The 15,633-nt window shown below is 68.5% G+C and carries 15 protein-coding genes; 7 read left to right on the top strand and 8 right to left on the bottom strand.

The window, feature by feature from the left end:
• Positions 1-69: 69 nt before the first annotated feature.
• Positions 70-855 (top strand): 3-hydroxybutyrate dehydrogenase, encoded by a 786-nt coding sequence (locus QQA13_RS15520; protein WP_108470281.1) that lies wholly within the window; start codon positions 70-72, stop codon positions 853-855.
• A gap of 67 nt (positions 856-922) precedes the next feature.
• Here QQA13_RS15520 and QQA13_RS15515 read toward each other — a convergent pair whose 3' ends face one another.
• The 5 genes from QQA13_RS15515 to radC all read right to left on the bottom strand — a co-directional run bounded on the left by QQA13_RS15515 (position 923) and on the right by radC (position 6,289).
• Positions 923-1,678 carry an SDR family NAD(P)-dependent oxidoreductase gene (locus tag QQA13_RS15515; protein WP_108470282.1) on the bottom strand — a complete coding sequence of 252 codons (756 nt, stop codon included), beginning with the start codon at positions 1,676-1,678 and terminating at the stop codon, positions 923-925.
• Between the two features lie 67 nt (positions 1,679-1,745).
• Positions 1,746-2,513 (bottom strand): hypothetical protein, encoded by a 768-nt coding sequence (locus QQA13_RS15510; RefSeq protein ID WP_108470283.1) that lies wholly within the window; start codon positions 2,511-2,513, stop codon positions 1,746-1,748.
• A gap of 207 nt (positions 2,514-2,720) precedes the next feature.
• The gene (locus QQA13_RS15505; protein WP_108470284.1) at positions 2,721-3,422 is read right to left on the bottom strand and encodes an SPOR domain-containing protein; all 702 of its coding nucleotides are present in this window, start codon (positions 3,420-3,422) and stop codon (positions 2,721-2,723) included.
• Complete coding sequence (gene argS, locus QQA13_RS15500) at positions 3,422-5,110, bottom strand: arginine--tRNA ligase (protein ID WP_108470285.1); 1,689 nt, start codon at positions 5,108-5,110, stop codon at positions 3,422-3,424. The genes QQA13_RS15505 and argS overlap by 1 nt, the downstream gene beginning before the upstream one ends.
• A gap of 507 nt (positions 5,111-5,617) precedes the next feature.
• Positions 5,618-6,289 carry a RadC family protein gene (gene radC, locus QQA13_RS15495; protein WP_108470286.1) on the bottom strand — a complete coding sequence of 224 codons (672 nt, stop codon included), beginning with the start codon at positions 6,287-6,289 and terminating at the stop codon, positions 5,618-5,620.
• Between the two features lie 97 nt (positions 6,290-6,386).
• Between radC and coaBC the strand changes: the two genes are divergently transcribed.
• Genes coaBC through QQA13_RS15480 form a run of 3 tightly spaced genes read left to right on the top strand, consistent with a single transcriptional unit; the run spans position 6,387 to position 10,406 of the window.
• Positions 6,387-7,592: a bifunctional phosphopantothenoylcysteine decarboxylase/phosphopantothenate--cysteine ligase CoaBC gene (gene coaBC, locus QQA13_RS15490; protein WP_108470287.1), complete on the top strand. Its 1,206-nt coding sequence runs from the start codon at positions 6,387-6,389 to the stop codon at positions 7,590-7,592.
• Positions 7,589-8,047 (top strand): dUTP diphosphatase, encoded by a 459-nt coding sequence (dut, locus tag QQA13_RS15485; protein ID WP_108470288.1) that lies wholly within the window; start codon positions 7,589-7,591, stop codon positions 8,045-8,047. Before coaBC ends, dut begins: the two co-directional genes overlap by 4 nt.
• A 58-nt stretch (positions 8,048-8,105) precedes the next feature.
• Complete coding sequence (locus tag QQA13_RS15480) at positions 8,106-10,406, top strand: phosphomannomutase/phosphoglucomutase (RefSeq protein WP_108470289.1); 2,301 nt, start codon at positions 8,106-8,108, stop codon at positions 10,404-10,406.
• Between the two features lie 90 nt (positions 10,407-10,496).
• On the opposite strand, the gene QQA13_RS15475 is transcribed toward QQA13_RS15480, so the two are convergent.
• Both QQA13_RS15475 and pyrE read right to left on the bottom strand, forming a co-directional pair.
• Entirely contained in the window at positions 10,497-11,138 is a 642-nt protein-coding gene (locus tag QQA13_RS15475; protein ID WP_108470290.1) for a DUF4124 domain-containing protein, read from the bottom strand.
• Positions 11,139-11,244: 106 nt separating this feature from the next.
• A complete protein-coding gene (pyrE, locus tag QQA13_RS15470; protein WP_108470291.1) occupies positions 11,245-11,892 on the bottom strand; it encodes an orotate phosphoribosyltransferase in 648 nt (215 codons plus the stop codon).
• A 112-nt stretch (positions 11,893-12,004) separates the two neighbouring features.
• Between pyrE and QQA13_RS15465 the strand changes: the two genes are divergently transcribed.
• The 3 genes from QQA13_RS15465 (at position 12,005) to QQA13_RS15455 (ending at position 14,529) form a co-directional block, all read left to right on the top strand.
• Entirely contained in the window at positions 12,005-12,775 is a 771-nt protein-coding gene (locus QQA13_RS15465) for an exodeoxyribonuclease III (protein ID WP_108470292.1), read from the top strand.
• A 64-nt stretch (positions 12,776-12,839) separates the two neighbouring features.
• Positions 12,840-14,078, top strand: a complete 1,239-nt coding sequence (locus QQA13_RS15460; RefSeq protein WP_108470293.1) for an AmpG family muropeptide MFS transporter — start codon at positions 12,840-12,842, stop codon at positions 14,076-14,078.
• Positions 14,079-14,226: 148 nt separating this feature from the next.
• Positions 14,227-14,529 (top strand): hypothetical protein, encoded by a 303-nt coding sequence (locus QQA13_RS15455; protein ID WP_234411241.1) that lies wholly within the window; start codon positions 14,227-14,229, stop codon positions 14,527-14,529.
• On the opposite strand, the gene QQA13_RS15450 is transcribed toward QQA13_RS15455, so the two are convergent.
• On the bottom strand, positions 14,499-15,632 hold the full coding sequence (locus tag QQA13_RS15450) for an anhydro-N-acetylmuramic acid kinase (RefSeq protein WP_108470294.1): 1,134 nt from the start codon (positions 15,630-15,632) through the stop codon (positions 14,499-14,501). The genes QQA13_RS15455 and QQA13_RS15450 overlap by 31 nt on opposite strands.
• Position 15,633 lies beyond the last annotated feature (1 nt).

Raw genomic sequence — 15,633 nt, 5'->3', positions numbered from 1 at the left:
CGCCTACAATCCGGCCGATGGGCGCGATCCCGTGATCGCGCCCGCCCCATCCCCTCCAAGGAGCAGCACATGACAAGTCTCAACGGCAAGGTGGCCCTGATCACCGGCGCGGCCAGCGGCCTCGGCAAGGCCATCGCCGAGCTGTACGCGAAGCATGGCGCCAGCGTGGCGATCGCCGACATCAACCAGCAGGCCGCCGATGCAGTGGCGGCGCAGATCAACGTGGCCGGTGGCAAGGCGATCGGCGTGGCGATGGACGTGACCAGCGAGGACGCGGTCAACGCCGGCACCGACAAGGTGGTCGCCACGTTTGGCCATCTGGATATCCTGATCTCCAACGCCGGCGTGCAGATCATCAACCCGATCGACCAGTTCGCCTTCGCCGACTGGAAGAAGATGCTGGCGATCCACCTCGACGGCGGCTTCCTCACCACCAAGGCGGCGCTGAAGCACATGTACAAGGATGACCGCGGCGGCATCGTGATCTACATGGGCTCGGTGCATTCGCACGAGGCGTCGAAGCTGAAGTCCGCCTATGTCGCCGCCAAGCACGGCTTGCTCGGCCTCGCCCGCACGCTGGCCAAGGAAGGCGCGCCGCACCACGTGCGCTCGCACGTGATCTGCCCCGGCTTCGTGCGCACGCCGCTGGTGGAGAAGCAGATTCCCGAGCAGGCGAAGGAGCTGGGCATCAGCGAGGACGAGGTGATCAGGAACGTGATGCTGAAGGACACCGTCGATGCCACCTTCACCACGGTCGAGGACATCGCGCAGACGGCGCTGTACTTGGCCACCTTCCCGTCCGCGGCGCTGACCGGTCAGTCGATCGTGGTCAGCCACGGCTGGTTCATGCAGTAGCCGCCGGGATTCGGGACGGGCAAGCACGCAGGGCGGGCAGTGCCTGCCCTGCGCGCGCGGGATGTTTCTACGCGTCGCGATGCACCTGCAGCCCGGCCGCCGACTGGCTCACCGGCATGATTTCCAGGCGCGTGATGTCCAGGTGCGGCGGCAGGTTGGCGATCCACCAGAGGGTGTCGGCGATGTCGGCCGCGGTGATCGGGTGGGCGCCGGCGTAGAGCTGGTCGGAGGCGGTCTGGTCGCCGCCGGTGCGCACCAGGGTGAACTCGGTCTCGGCCATGCCCGGCTCGATGGAGGTGACGCGCACGCCGCTGCCATGCAGGTCCACGCGCAGGTTCTGCGAGAACTGGGTGACGAAGGCCTTGGTGCCGCCGTACACGTTGCCGCCGCGGTAGGGGTAGCTGCCCGAGATCGAGCTGATGTTGGCGATCGCGCCGCGCCGTTCGATCAGCCGGGGCAGCAGCAGGTGGGTCAGCGTCACCAGCGCGGTGACGTTGGTGTCGATCATCTGTTTCCACTGCGCCAGGCTTGCCTGCTGCGCCGTCGCGGTGCCCAGCGCCAGGCCGGCGTTGTTGACCAGCAGGTCGATGCCGGCGAAGCCCTCCGGCAGCGTGTCGATGGCTGCGCGCATCGCCGCCTCGTCGCGCATGTCGAACGCCGCCGCATGCACCTGTCCGGCGCCGTGCCGGTCCACCAGCTGTTGCAGCCGCTCGATGCGGCGGCCGCTGGCGATCACCCGCCAGCCGCCGGCCACGAAACGTTCCACGGTGGCGGCGCCAAACCCGGAGGTGGCGCCGGTGATCCAGGCAGTCTTGGTCGTCATGCACGCCAGTGTAGTGGCTGGCGTGGATCCGGGCGACCGTGCCGGCCGCCCGGATCGCATGCGTCGCTTACTTGCCGGAGGCGATGTAGCTCAGCTCCGCGTTGTAGCTGTCCACGTGCGAGGCCTGCTTGACGACCGCGTCATTGAGCGACTGGCGGATCGCGGCAGCGTCGCTCTTGCCGTACACATTCTCGACCATCTTCCACACGCCGGGATCGGGTTCCGCGCCCAGGTCCGCCCAGTTCTTGGCGGGGACCACCAGGATGAAGTCGGGAGCGCCCTCACCCGCGTCGACCAGCCGGGCAATCTGGTAGTCGTGGGGCCAGTTCGACTTCGCGGCGGCGGCGGCGATCTTCTTCGCCGCTGTCGTGAAGGCCGCCACGGCCTGGTGGCCAGACTTGAGCGTGAAATTGGTCACCTCGATCAGCGGCGGCGGCGGGCCCATCTGCCTGGAGTGGTGGCTCAGCTCGGGCATTGCCTGCATGAAGGCGCTGGTCTCGCTCTTCAGGTGCGGGTTCACCTGCGAGCCGATCACCGGCAGGCAGGCTTTCACCGTGGCGTCCATTGCGTCGAAGGTGCTCCATGGCACCGGGTCGGTGACATAGGAATAGCTGTAGGTATCGCCGGTTTCGTGCGTCCAGGCGATCATGTTGTACTTGAAATCGTGCTGGCGCAGGCACTGGTTGAACGCCTTGGAGCCGGCCACGTACGCCTGTTGTTCGGCGGGCGCCACCATGTCGGTAAAATCGCGGATGGCGCGGGCGTTGTCAGCCGCCTGCGCGCCGCTGCATGCGAGCGCAAACGCCAGCGCCAGCCAGACTGTGCTGTTTTTCATGCGAATCTCCCCGGGCACTTGTCCCGTTGCGTGGATCAGAGGTTCCCCTGCATGTTGGTAACGGGCGGCGGGCGAGGATGGTGCGCAGTGCTGGCGTAAGTGGGGCGTGAAAGCTACCCCGGGCGGGTTTCACGCGTGCTTAAGGAAATAAAAAGGCCGCGCTGCGGGCGCGGCCTCGGGTGGCCGGGATGACCGGAAGGCGGGAGCCTAGTGCCCTTCCTTCAGCGCGATCGCGTTGATGCCGGCGCCGGCCAGGCGCTGCTTGGTCGACTCCAGCTCGGTGGCCGAGCGGAACGGCCCCAGGCGCACGCGGTTGTAAGTCTGCCCGCCGATGTTGACCGACTGCACGTTCGCCACGAAGCCCTGCAACGCGAGTTTCGCCTTCAGCGTTTCCGCGTCGGCGGCGTTCGGGAAGGCGCCGACCTGCAGCAGGTAGCCGCTGCCAGCAGTAGGTTGCGGCACCGCGCTGGCCGGCGCGGCGGTGACGTCCTGGCTGACCGCCTGCGGCGCGTTCGCCGGTGCCGCGACCGGCGCCGCCTGCTGCGCCTGCAACTGGGCGGCCTGCTGCTGCTTCTGCTGCTGCTCGACGCGCGCCTGTGCGCTGATCTCGGCGTCGGGGATGCGCACTTCTTTTTCCGACAGCACCGAGTAGAAGTCGAACTGCGGCTTCTTCGGTGCATTGTCGCCGCTCGATTCGAGCACGCCCGGTGCGCTGCCGCGCTCGGCGGTGGCCTGCGGGTTCGCCTGCGGGCCGTCGGCCTTGCGCAGGCTGGTCAGCAGGCTGCCGCGCATCATCACCGCCATCAGGATCGCGCCGGCGACCAGGCCGATGACCGCGTAACCCCAGCCCGGGAAACCGTTGTTGCCGTTGCGCACGGCCTGCCGGCCCCTGCCCTTGCGTGCTGCCATTACATCTTCTCCGGGGCATCGAGGCCCAACAAATCCAGACCATTCTTCAGCACCTGGCGGGTCGCCACCACCAGCGCCAGACGTGCGTTGCGCAGCGCGGTGTCCTCGACCAGGAACTGGTGCGAGTTGTAGTAGGTGTGGAACGCGTTCGCCAGTTCGCGCAGCCACGCCGCGACCAGGTGCGGCTCCAGGTTCGCCGCCGCGGCTTCGACCAGTTCAGGGTACTTCGACAGTTCGGTGAGCAGGATCTGCTCGTGCTCGTTGTCCAGCCGGTCGAGGTGGGCGAGGCCGTCGGCGAGGTCGACGCTGTAGCCCTTCTCCGGCGCCTGGCGCAGCACGCTGCACACGCGGGCGTGCGCGTACTGGATGTAGTACACCGGGTTGTCGTTGGACTGCGAGCGCGCCAGGTCGATGTCGAACACCAGCTGCGAGTCGGACTTGCGCGAGATCAGGAAGTAGCGCGTGGCGTCCTTGCCGACCTCGTCGATCAGGTCGCGCAAGGTGACGTAGCTGCCGGCGCGCTTGGAGATCTTCACCTCCTCGCCGCCCTTCATCACCGTTACCATCTGGTGCAGCACGTATTCCGGCCAGCCCTTGGGGATGCCGCAATCGAGCGCCTGCAGGCCGGCTTTCACGCGCGCCAGTGAGCCGTGGTGGTCCGAACCCAGCTCGGTGATCGCGCGTTCGTAGCCGCGCTGCCATTTGCTGAGGTGGTAGGCCACGTCGGGCAGGAAGTAGGTATAGGTGCCGTCGGACTTGCGCATCACGCGGTCCTTGTCGTCACCGAAATCGGTGGTGCGCAGCCACAGCGCGCCGCCTTCCTCGTAGGTGTGGCCGTGGGCGACCAGCTCGCGCACGGTCTCCTCGACCTTGCCGTCGGTATACAGCGAGGACTCCAGAAAATAGGTGTCGAAACCCACGCCGAACGCCTGCAGATCCAGGTCCTGCTCGTGGCGCAGGCTGGCCACGGCGAAGCGGCGGATCGCGTCGAGGTCGTCCACGTCGCCCGCGCCGGTCACCGTCTCGCCATCGGCGATCACCGATTCGCGATCGAGGTAGGCGCGCGCCACCTCGGCGATGTAGTCGCCGCGGTAGCCGTTTTCCGGCCAGCTGCTGTCGTCCGGGGTGATTCCGCGCGCGCGCGCCTGCACCGAGATCGCCAGGTTGGCGATCTGCACGCCGGCGTCGTTGTAGTAGAACTCGCGCTTCACGCGCCAGCCGCTGGCGTCGAGCAGCCGGCTCAGGCAGTCGCCGATCGCCGCGGCGCGGCCGTGACCCACGTGCAGCGGGCCGGTCGGGTTGGCCGAGACGAATTCCACGCCGACCGTCTTGCCGTGGCCGCTGGCGTTGCGGCCGTAGGCGTCGCCCTCGGCCATGATCCGGCGTACCTCGGCGTGATACGCGCCGGGGGCGAGGAAGAAGTTGATGAAGCCGGGGCCGGCGATCTCGACCTTCTCCACCAGGGCGTTCGCCGGCAGCGCGGCGACCAGTTTCTCCGCCAGCTCGCGCGGCTTGGCGCGCGCCGGCTTGGCCAGCAGCATCGCCACGTTGCTGGCGAAATCGCCATGGTCGCGGCTGCGCGCGCGCTCGATCACGAAGCCGGGCAGGCTGAGATCGGCAGGCAGGGTGGCGTCGTCTTGCAGGGCCTGGATCGCCTGCAGCACCAGTTCGCGCAGCTGTTCTTTCACGGGTGGGGTCGGTTTCGTGATGGAACCGCCAATCCTAACAGACCGCCTGTCGGTGAAACGCATCGGCAGGGAGGCCCGGCGCGGGCGGCTGGTGCCACTTCGGGTCGCGTCGGAATTTTGACGCACCGCGGCGAGTCAACCTGTGGATAAGTCTGTGGGGAAAGCAGCGGACTGCGGCCCGTGCCGGTCCGGAGACCGTCAATCATCGACTCACCCCAAGAAATTAAATATGAATATCAATGAATTGAGATGTCAACCTAGAGCCGATGCCCGATAGGTGTGGCAAGTGCCGGTATTGCTGCTTTGTGTATAAGTCCCGGCGGCTTGGGCGGTGCTTCCGGTTGAGGTTCGCGTCATGGTTTTGTCATGCGGCACTGCGATACTGAACGGGCCAGAACATGAACTCCCCTCCATGACATGGCGACCGGGGATGCCGCTCTCCCCACCTCCCCCAATCGGCCTCACGGCGTGGCTTGTGCCACGCCGTTTTTTTGTCTCCGGCCGGTTTCAGATCAGGCCGCGGGCCGCCATCGACACCGGCTCGCCGCTGCCGATCACCAGGTGGTCGAGCACACGCACGCCGACCAGCTGCAATGCATCACGCAGCTCGTGCGTGATCGCGCGGTCGGCGGCGCTGGGTTCGGCCACGCCGGACGGGTGGTTGTGGGCGAAGATCACCGCACAGGCGTTGTGCTGCAGGCAGGCCCGCACCACTTCGCGCGGGTGCACGCTGGCGCCGTCGACGGTGCCGCGGAACAGCTCCTCGAACGCCAGCACGCGGTGGCGGTTGTCCAGGTACAGGCAGCCGAACACCTCATACGGAAGGTGGCGCAGGCGTGCGCGCAGGTAGTCGCCGCTGTCGCGCGGGTTGCCCAGGCTGGGTTTCTCCAGCAACTGTTCGGCCAGGCTACGCCGAGCCAGCTCCAGTGCGGCGGCGATGCGGGCGCGCTTGGCCGGACCCAGTCCACCGACGCGGATGTTGTGCTCGGTCCGGCCGAGCAGGGCGCCCAGGCTGCCGGCGGTGTTCAGCAGTTCGCGACCCAGCGCCAGCGCATCCTTGCCGCGGCTGCCGCTGCCCAGCAGCACCGCCAGCAGTTCGGCGTCGGACAGCGCGCCGCTGCCGCGCGCCAGCAGTTTTTCACGGGGGCGTTCGCCTTCGGGCCAGTCGCGGATGCTCATGCTTCCCAACTTGCCCGCTGGCGCCGCCGCCGGGCAGCGGGCAAGACGAGTGAATCCGGTAAGCTAGGCCTCTGCCCGATTGTCAGGCCCGCCTTACATGAGTCTTGCCCAACGCCGCATCCTGCTCGGAGTGTCGGGTGGCATCGCCGCCTACAAGTCCTGCGAACTGGTTCGCCGCCTGCGTGACCTCGACGCCGAAGTGCGCGTGGTGATGACCGAGGGCGCCACCCATTTCGTCAGCCCGACCACGTTTCAGGCGCTGTCCGGCCAGGCCGTGCGGGTCAGCCTGTGGGACGCGCAGGCCGAGGCAGCGATGGGGCATATCGAGCTGGCGCGCTGGGCGGAACGCGTTCTGGTCGCACCGGCCAGCGCCGACCTGCTGGCACGGCTGGCGCACGGCATGGCCGACGACCTGCTGACCACGCTGTGCCTGGCCAGCGCCGCGCCGCTGTACCTGGCGCCGGCGATGAACCAGCAGATGTGGGCGCACCCGGCGGTGCAGGCGAATATCGCCACCCTGCGCCAGCACGGCGCGCAGCTACTGGGGCCGGCGGTGGGTGACCAGGCCTGCGGCGACGTCGGCAGTGGTCGCATGCTGGAGCCGCACGAATTGCGCGATGCGCTGGTGGCCTCGTTTGGCGATCGTTCGCTGGCCGGGCTGAAGGTGCTGGTCAGCGCCGGGCCGACCTACGAGGACATCGACCCGGTGCGCTTCATCGGCAACCGCAGCTCCGGCCGGATGGGTTTCGCGGTGGCCGCGGCGGCCGCGCAGGCCGGAGCGGAGGTGACCCTGGTGGCCGGGCCGGTGAGCCTGGCCACGCCGCCCGGTGTCGTACAGCGCATCGACGTGCGCAGCGCGGCGCAGATGCACGCGGCGGTACTGCAAGCGGCGACGCAGGCGGACATCTACATCGGCGCGGCGGCAGTCGGCGACTATCGCCCGCAGGAAGTGTCCGCGCAGAAGCTGAAGAAGCGCGACGGCGGCGAACTCACCCTGCGCCTCGGCGAGAATCCGGACATCCTGGCCAGCCTTTCCGCGCAAACCGCGCACCCGTTCCTGGTCGGATTCGCCGCGGAGACGCATGATGTGGCGAGCTATGCGCAGGGCAAGCTGCGCCACAAGGGGCTGGACATGATTGCGGCAAACCAGGTGGGCGGCGGCCTCGGCTTCGAGGCGGCCGACAATGCGTTGACGCTGTACTGGGCCGATGGCGTGGCCGAGCTGCCGCGGACATCGAAAGCCGAACTGGCGCGCCGGCTGATCGCCCACGTGGCCGAACGCTACCGGGCGACGCGCGGATGACGATCGAGGTCGAGCTGAAGATCCTCGATCCGCGCCTGGGCGACAGCATCGCGCTGCCGCAGGCCGCCACGCCCGGCAGCGCCGGCATGGACCTGCGCGCCGCGCTGGATGTGCCGCTGACCCTGGCGCCGGGCGAAAGCGCGCTGGTGCCCAGCGGCATCGCCATCCACATCGGCGATCCGGGCTGGTGCGCGCTGATCGTGCCGCGCTCGGGGCTGGGTCACAAACATGGTCTGGTGATGGGCAACCTGGTCGGGGTGATCGACGCCGACTACCAGGGCCCGTTGATGATTTCGTGCTGGAATCGCGGCAGCCAGCCGTACACCATCGCGGTGGGCGACCGCATCGCCCAGCTGCTGCTGGTGCCGGTGGCGCAGGCGCGGTTGAACATCGTGACCGACTTCGCGCCCAGCGAGCGTGGTGGCGGCGGGTTTGGCTCGACCGGTATCCAATAACCAGCAGGGTCGGCCCGGGCAATCGGGCCAGCCTACAGTGACAGTCGCAGGGGTGGGTATGGCGTTGAACATCGCGAACGAACGGCTGCGCAACCTGCAGGTCGACTGGCGGGACCTGTTGCCGCTGGCCGGCGCCACCGCGCTGCTGCTGCTGGGACTGTTCTGCGCCTGGCAGACTTGGCTGATTGCCGACGAGGGCCATGCGATCCGGCGCGTGCACCAGGCCCAGGACGAGGCCGTGCAGGCGCTGTCCCGGGAAATCGCCAGCCAGCGTGGCGCGGTCGAGAAGGTACTGGCCGGGGTGGACCCGACGACCCTGTTGAGCAACCCGGCGCAATCCGCCGCGGCGCTGCGCCAGCAGCTGCCACAGGCGAAGAGGCTGGATATCTACAGCGGCGACCTCAACGAGGTGCTCAAGGCCAATTACCGCGAGTTCGGCTACGCCAAGGCGGCCCAGCTGATGGCCGCGCAGAGTGCGGAAGGCGTGCCGCTGGCGCAGAGCGTCTCCTACGGCAACGGCGATCGCCGGCTGAGCCTGGTGATTCCGCTGGGGCCGCCGCAGCAGGCCCAGGCCTGGGTCTGGGTCGAGTTGCCGTTTGCTCCGCTGAGGCAGCGTTTCGACGCGATTTCGCCGGCCGGTGGCCGGCTCGACCTGCGTCAGGGCGACGATCGCGGCAACGTGCAGCTGTTCTCGCACGGCAACGGTTCGGTCGAGGCCGAGGTTGCCGGCAAGCCGGTGGCGGGCAGCGCGTTCAGTGTGGGCGCCGGCCTGCCCGGCGCCTTCATCGTGTTGCCGCGCTGGTGGCTGTTGAGCGGGCTGCTGGCCCTGCTCGGTCTTGGCGGTGGCGGTTATCTGCTATACCTGCGCCAGCGCTGGAAAGCGCAGCCGGAAGCCGAGGCGCCCGATCTGCCGCTGCCGGCGCGCCAGAGTGCCCCGGCCCGGGCCAAGCCGCCGGAGCCGTCGGCTGCCGCGGCGGTCGGCGTGGACCCGAGCATCTTCCGCGCCTACGACGTACGCGGCGTGGTCGGCAAGACCTTGAACAAGGAGGTGGCGCGCGCGCTGGGCCAGTCGATCGGCACGCTGATGGCCGAGAAAGGCCTGCGCGAGATCGTGGTCGGCCGCGACGGCCGGCTGTCCGGGCCGGAACTGGCCGGGGCGCTGGCCGAAGGCCTGCGCGAGGCCGGCGTGGACGTGATCGACATCGGCGCGGTGCCGACACCGGTGGTGTATTACGCCACCTACCGCTTCAACACCGGTTGCGGCGTGGCGGTCACCGGCAGCCACAACCCGCCGGACTACAACGGCTTCAAGATCGTGGTCGGCGGCGAGACCCTGTCCGAAGGGGCGATCCAGGACCTGTACCAGCGCATTGCCGGTGGCGCGCTGGCCAGCGGCGGCGGCGGTGGCCTGCGCCAGGTCGACGTGGCCCCGGACTACATCGAGAAGATCATCTCCGACGTGCTGGCCGAGCGCCGCCTGAAGGTGGTAGTCGACTGCGGCAACGGCATTCCCGGCGCGATCGCGCCGCAGGTGCTGGAGGGCGTCGGTTGCGAGGTGATCCCGCTGTACTGCGACGTCGACGGCACGTTCCCGAATCATCATCCGGACCCGTCCGATCCGGCCAATCTGGAAGACCTGATCCACGCCGTGCGGCAGACCGGCGCCGACCTGGGCATGGCGTTCGACGGTGATGGCGACCGCCTAGGCGTGGTCACCCAGTCCGGCGAGATCATCTACCCGGACCGCCTGCTGATGCTGTTCGCGCGCGACGTGCTGTCACGCCAGCCTGGCGCCACGGTGATCTACGACGTGAAATGCACCAGCCACCTGAAGGGACAGATCCTGGACGCCGGCGGCAGCCCGCTGATGTGGCGTACCGGGCACTCGCTGATCAAGGCGAAGATGCGCGAGACCGGGGCCGAGCTGGCCGGCGAGATGAGCGGGCACTTCTTCTTCAAGGAGCGCTGGTATGGCTTCGACGACGGCATCTACGCCGCCGCGCGGCTGCTGGAGATCCTCGCCGGCGACCTGCAGGGGCGCAGTGCCGAGCAGATCTTCGCCACGCTGCCGAAGAGCGTTTCCACGCCGGAGCTGAAGGTCGAACTGGCCGAGGGTGAGCACTACCGCTTCATGGACCAGCTGCGCCAGCAGGCCAGTTTCGAGGACGCCACTCTGATCACCCTCGATGGTTTGCGCGCAGACTGGGCGGACGGCTGGGGGCTGGTTCGCGCGTCGAATACCACGCCGGTGCTGGTGCTGCGTTTCGAGGCGGACAACCCGGCGGTACTGAAGCGGATCCAGCAGGTCTTCCGCCAGCAGCTGCTGGCGGTGGACCCGGGATTGAAGTTGCCGTTCTAGCAGCGCCCGGGTGCGGAGTGATGGCTCCCTCCGCGGGGGAAGTGGTGCGCAGGGCAGGATGGCCGAGAGGTTCACTCCGCTGGCGTCGCCCTACTTCGCCGCCCGCTCCTGCGCCGCCCTGACTTCGCGATAGTGCGCCAGCTGCCCGGCCTGCTGTTGCACGGTTTCGGCGCGCAGGGCTTGCTGGTGGCGCAGCGTGTCGCGCAGTCCGGCGACCACGTTGCGCTGCTGCGTGAGACTGTCGGCCAGGGGTTTCGGCACCGGGCTCTTGGCGTTCTCCAGATCAGCCGCGCGGCTGAGCAGGTCGGTCAGGGCCTTCTCCTGGCTGCGCAGGTTGATCTGGCTGGTGTGGATCTGCTGGTCGATCATGTCCAGCGCCTGGTGCAGCGAGATCTGGTAGGACTCCTCGTCCGGGTAGGCCGCCAGCATCTGCGAGTCGGCGTTCGCGCGTTCCTGCGCGGCGCGCTGCTGGGCCGCCTGTTCGGCCGCCAGCTTGTTGGCGGCGGCGCGTTCGGCGGCATTCAACTGGCGCGGCACGCGTTGCACCACGAGGCCGCGGTCGTTGACCAGGTCGTAGCCGTACTTCATCGCCTCGGCGGTGAGGCTGTCGCTGAAGTGCATCAGGCCTTGAGCGTCGTACCACTTGTAACGGATGTTGCCGGTGTTCTGGGCGTGCGCCGACAGGCTTGTGGCCAGCACGACGGCAGCGATGACGAGCAATGGTTTGCGCATGGATACCCCTCTCGTTGCCCAGTATAGCCAGCGCCGTCGCGCTGCCTAGCTCCGTGCCGGCGCTAGCGGCCGCCAGTGTGACCGGGTTCGCTTGAGCCTGTCGAACTCAGCGCTGAACTCCGTAGCGCTCGCGGTAGGCCAGCAGCCGGGCGTGCTCGGCGGCCAGCCGGGGGTGTTCGCCGGCGTAGGCCAGCACGTCGTCGAGGCTGGTGATCGCGATCACCGGGATGCCGTAGTCGGCGGCCACTTCCTGCGCGGCGGAGCGCTCGCCCTGGCCACGCTCCTGCCGGTCCAGCGCGATCAGCACGCCGGCCGGTTCGGCGCCGTGCGCACGGATCAGCGCCAGCGACTCGCGCACCGCGGTGCCGGCGGTCATCACGTCGTCGACGATCAGCACGCGGCCCTTGAGCGGAGCGCCGACCAGCACGCCGCCCTCGCCGTGATCCTTCGCCTCCTTGCGGTTGTACGCCCACGGCAGGTCGCGGCCGTGACCATCGGCCAGCGCGATGGCAGTGGCGGCGGCCAGCGCGATGCCCTTGTAGGCGGGGCCGAACAACATGTCGATGGCGATGCCGGAATTCACCATGGCGGCGGCGTAGGCGCGGCCGAGCTTGGCCAGCGCGGCACCGGAATCGATCCGCCCCATGTTGAAGAAGTACGGGCTGTGGCGGCCGGATTTCAGGGTGAACTCGCCGAAGCGCAGCACCTCGCGTTGCAGGGTGAGTTCGATGAATTCGCGCTGGTAGTCGTGCACGGTGGATCTCTCAAGCGGTGAAAGCCGGACGGCGGGCGCCATGGTACAGCCCACGGCGGCGCGGACGGGGTGGCGCGGTTGCTATGATGGCCGCATTGCCCCGGGAGTCAGCATGCGCATCGTCACCCTGAACGCCAATGGCATCCGCTCGGCCGCGACCAAGGGCGTGTTCGACTGGTTGCGCCAGCAGGATGCCGACGTGGTCTGCCTGCAGGAAACCAAGGCGCAGGAGGACCAGCTGGGCGACCCGATGTTCCGCCCCGACGGCCATCACTGCTTCTACCGCGACGCCAGCAGCAAGAAGGGCTACAGCGGCGTGGCGATCTACGCGAAGCGCGAGCCCGACCAGGTGCTGACCGAACTGGGCTGGGACGAGTTCGACCACGAGGGCCGCTACATCGAGGCGCGCTTCGGCAAGCTCAGCGTGGTCTCGCTGTACTTCCCGTCCGGCTCTTCCGGCGACGAGCGTCAGCAGTTCAAGTTCAGGGCGATGGAGTGGATCACGCCGATCTTCGATGCGTGGTTGAAGAGCGGTCGCGATTACGTGATCTGCGGCGACTGGAACATCGTGCACACGAAGAACGACATCAAGAACTGGTCGTCCAACCAGAAGAACTCCGGCTGCCTGCCGCAGGAGCGCGCCTGGCTGGACCTGCTGTTCCATCAGCGTGGCTGGGTCGACAGCTTCCGTGCGATCAAACCGGACGCGGTCGAGTACACCTGGTGGTCGAACCGAGGCCGCGCGCGTGAGAACAACGTGGGGTGGCGGATCGACTACCAGGTCGTCTCGCCGGGTCTGCGTGAACGCCTGAAGGCCTGTTCGATCTATCGCGACGAACGCTTCTCCGACCACGCGCCGTACACCGTCGACTATGCCGACTGAGTCGGCAGACCGGCCGGCCAGGCCGTCGGTATGGCGGGCGTTCGCCCAGCCGGCGGCGTGGACGATGTTCCTGTTCGGCTTCTCCTCCGGTCTGCCGTTCCTGCTGGTGGCCGGCACGCTGGCGTACTGGCTGAAGGAAAACGGCATCGAGCTGAAAGACATCACGATGATCGCCAGTGCCGGCATGACCTACGCGTTCAAGTTCGTGTGGGCGCCGCTGCTCGACCACTGGCGGATTCCGGGTTTCGCCCGCCTCGGCCAGCGCCGCGGCTGGCTGCTGTTCGCGCAGCTGGGCGTGGTGCTCGGACTGCTGGCGATGGCGCTGCTGACGCCGGTGCAGCTGGCGCCGTTCGTGGCGGCCACGCTGGTGGTGGCGTTCTTCGGCGCGACCCAGGACATCGCGGTGGATGCCTATCGCATCGAGATCGCGCCGATCGAGGCGCAGGGCGCGCTGGTCGCCACCTACTCGCTCGGCTACCGGATCGGCCTGCTGCTGGCCGGCGCGGTGGCGCTGATCCTGGCCGACCACCTGCCGTGGCGGCTGGTCTACGCACTGATGGCGCTGGCGATGGCGGTGCCGGTGGCGACCACGCTGGTCGCGCGCGAGCCGGACGTGCTGCGGGTGCGGGCCGCGCGCTGGCGCGACGCCATGCGCGAAGGCGTGATCGATCCGTTCGCCGATTTCTTCCGTCGCTACGGCTGGGTGCTGGCCGGAGTGACGCTGCTGTTCCTGCTGCTGTTCAAGATGCCCGAGCAGGCCACGATCGGCGGCATCATGAGCCCGTTCTACCGCGACATGGGTTTCTCCAAGACCGAGATCGGCACCATCACCAAGATCTACGGGATCTGGATCGGCATCGTCGGCGTGTTCCTCGGCGGCGCCGCGGTGGCGCGCTGGGGCGCGTGGCGCCCGCTCGGGGTCACCATCGTGCTGTGCGGCTGCAGCAACCTGCTGTACCTGCTGCTGATCGCCCATCCGGGCAATCTGCTGGTGCTGACCCTGGTGATCTCCGGCGAGAACCTGACCCTGGGCATGCTGGGGCCGCCGACGGTGGCGTTCCTGTCCTCGCTGGTCAATCGGCAGCACACCGCGACCCAGTACGCGCTGCTGAGTTCGCTGGTCAACCTGCCCGGCAAGCTGCTTGGTTTCTTCGCCGGCGGCATCGCCACCGCCACCGGCTACGGCGGCTACTTCGTCATCACGGTGCTGGCGGTGCTGCCGGCGATGCTGCTGTTCGCCGGCCTGTGGCGCTACTTCCGCGGCGAGGAGCGTGCGCGTGCGGCGGTCGAGGCCGCTGCGTAGGCGGCCAACCGGAGCAGCGTGGCGGCGTTCACAGCGGAACTGCCAAGTCACCCACGAAATCGCGGCTGCGACGCCCGGTGCTGCCATCGCTGTGCCAACATCCGCACGACAGGGGCACGTGTAACAGGGAGTGACGCTTGTGCCGGACATGATCTTGCAGCACGTCGATGGTCTGCTCACCGAACGCATCCGGGCGTTGGCCAGGGATCGTCAGTGCACGGTCAATGACGTGATGCTGCACGCCTTGCGCATGGGCCTGGGCATCTCCGTCGCCCAGGGTTTCAGCGAGAGCTTGCGCGACCCGGAAACGCTGGCCGTACTCGAAGGTCAGTGGGAAGCCGCGGAGCAGGGGGCGTTCCAGGAAGCGCTGCGCGCACTGGCGCAGACGAATCCGACCCAGCTGGCACCGGAGCGCATCGGTTACGGCAAACCCGCGGCGGGTGCGGAGTAGATCGCCCCCAGGACCCGCGGGCCACGTGCACCGGTGACTGCCGGCAGGTTGCCGGGCAGGCCGAGCAGGCGCTGTCGCGCCAGCCAGGCAAACGCCGTGGCTTCGAGGAAGTCCGGGTCGATGCCGTAGCGCGACGTGCCCAGCAGTACGCGAGGCGCCAGCAGTTCGCCCAAGCGTCGCATCAATGCACCGTTGTGCACGCCGCCGCCGCAGGCCAGCACCTCGTCCGCTTCCGGCGCGTGCCGCGTGATCGCCGCGGCCACGCTGCGCGCGGTGAGTTCCAGCAGGGTCGCCTGCATGTCGGCCGGATCCAGCCCGGTGAGCGGCGCGTGTGCGGCCAGCCAGTCCAGGTGGAAGTATTCGCGACCGGTACTCTTCGGTGGCGGCAGCGCAAAGTAGGGATCGGCCAGCAGGACATCGAGCAGGCCGGCATCGGGCCGGCCGCTGGCCGCATACGCGCCGTCGCGGTCGAACGGCTCGCCGCGCTGGCGCAGGCACCAGGCATCGAGCAGGCCGTTGGCCGGGCCGGTGTCGAAGCCGAGCACGCGGCCGTCGCTGCCGAGCACGGTGATGTTCGCGATGCCGCCGAGATTGAGTATTACCCGGGTGTGTCCCGCTCGGGCCAGCAGCATCGCGTGCAACGCCGGCAGCAACGGGGCGCCCTGCCCGCCGGCGGCGACGTCGGCTCGGCGGAAATCCGCCACCACGTCGATGCCGCAGCGTTCGGCGATCACGCTGGGATCGCCCAGCTGCAGCGTGAACGGATACGCCCCGATGGGGCGATGGCGCAGCGTCTGGCCGTGCGAGCCGATGGCGCGGACGGCTGCTGCGGGCGTGCCGCTGCGTTCGAGCAATTGCATCGCGGCGTCGGCGAAGCCGTGGCCGATTTCGACGTCCAGCCGTCCAAACGCATCCAGGTCCAGCGCGGTTTCGCCCTGGGCCAGGGCCAGCATCCGTTCACGCAGCGTGGTGGGCCAGGGATGCGCGTGGCTGGCCAGCAGTTGCGGTGCGCCGCGGCTGAAGCTGACCAGCACACTGTCGATGCTGTCCGCGCTGGTGCCGGAGATCAGCCCGAGGTAAAGCGCCGAGGCATCGTCGTCCACG

The organism is Rhodanobacter thiooxydans (assembly GCF_030291135.1).
Taxonomy (GTDB): domain Bacteria; phylum Pseudomonadota; class Gammaproteobacteria; order Xanthomonadales; family Rhodanobacteraceae; genus Rhodanobacter; species Rhodanobacter thiooxydans_A.
Note: the sequence above shows the minus strand (reverse complement) of the source record. Positions and strands in the feature narration are given on the sequence as shown.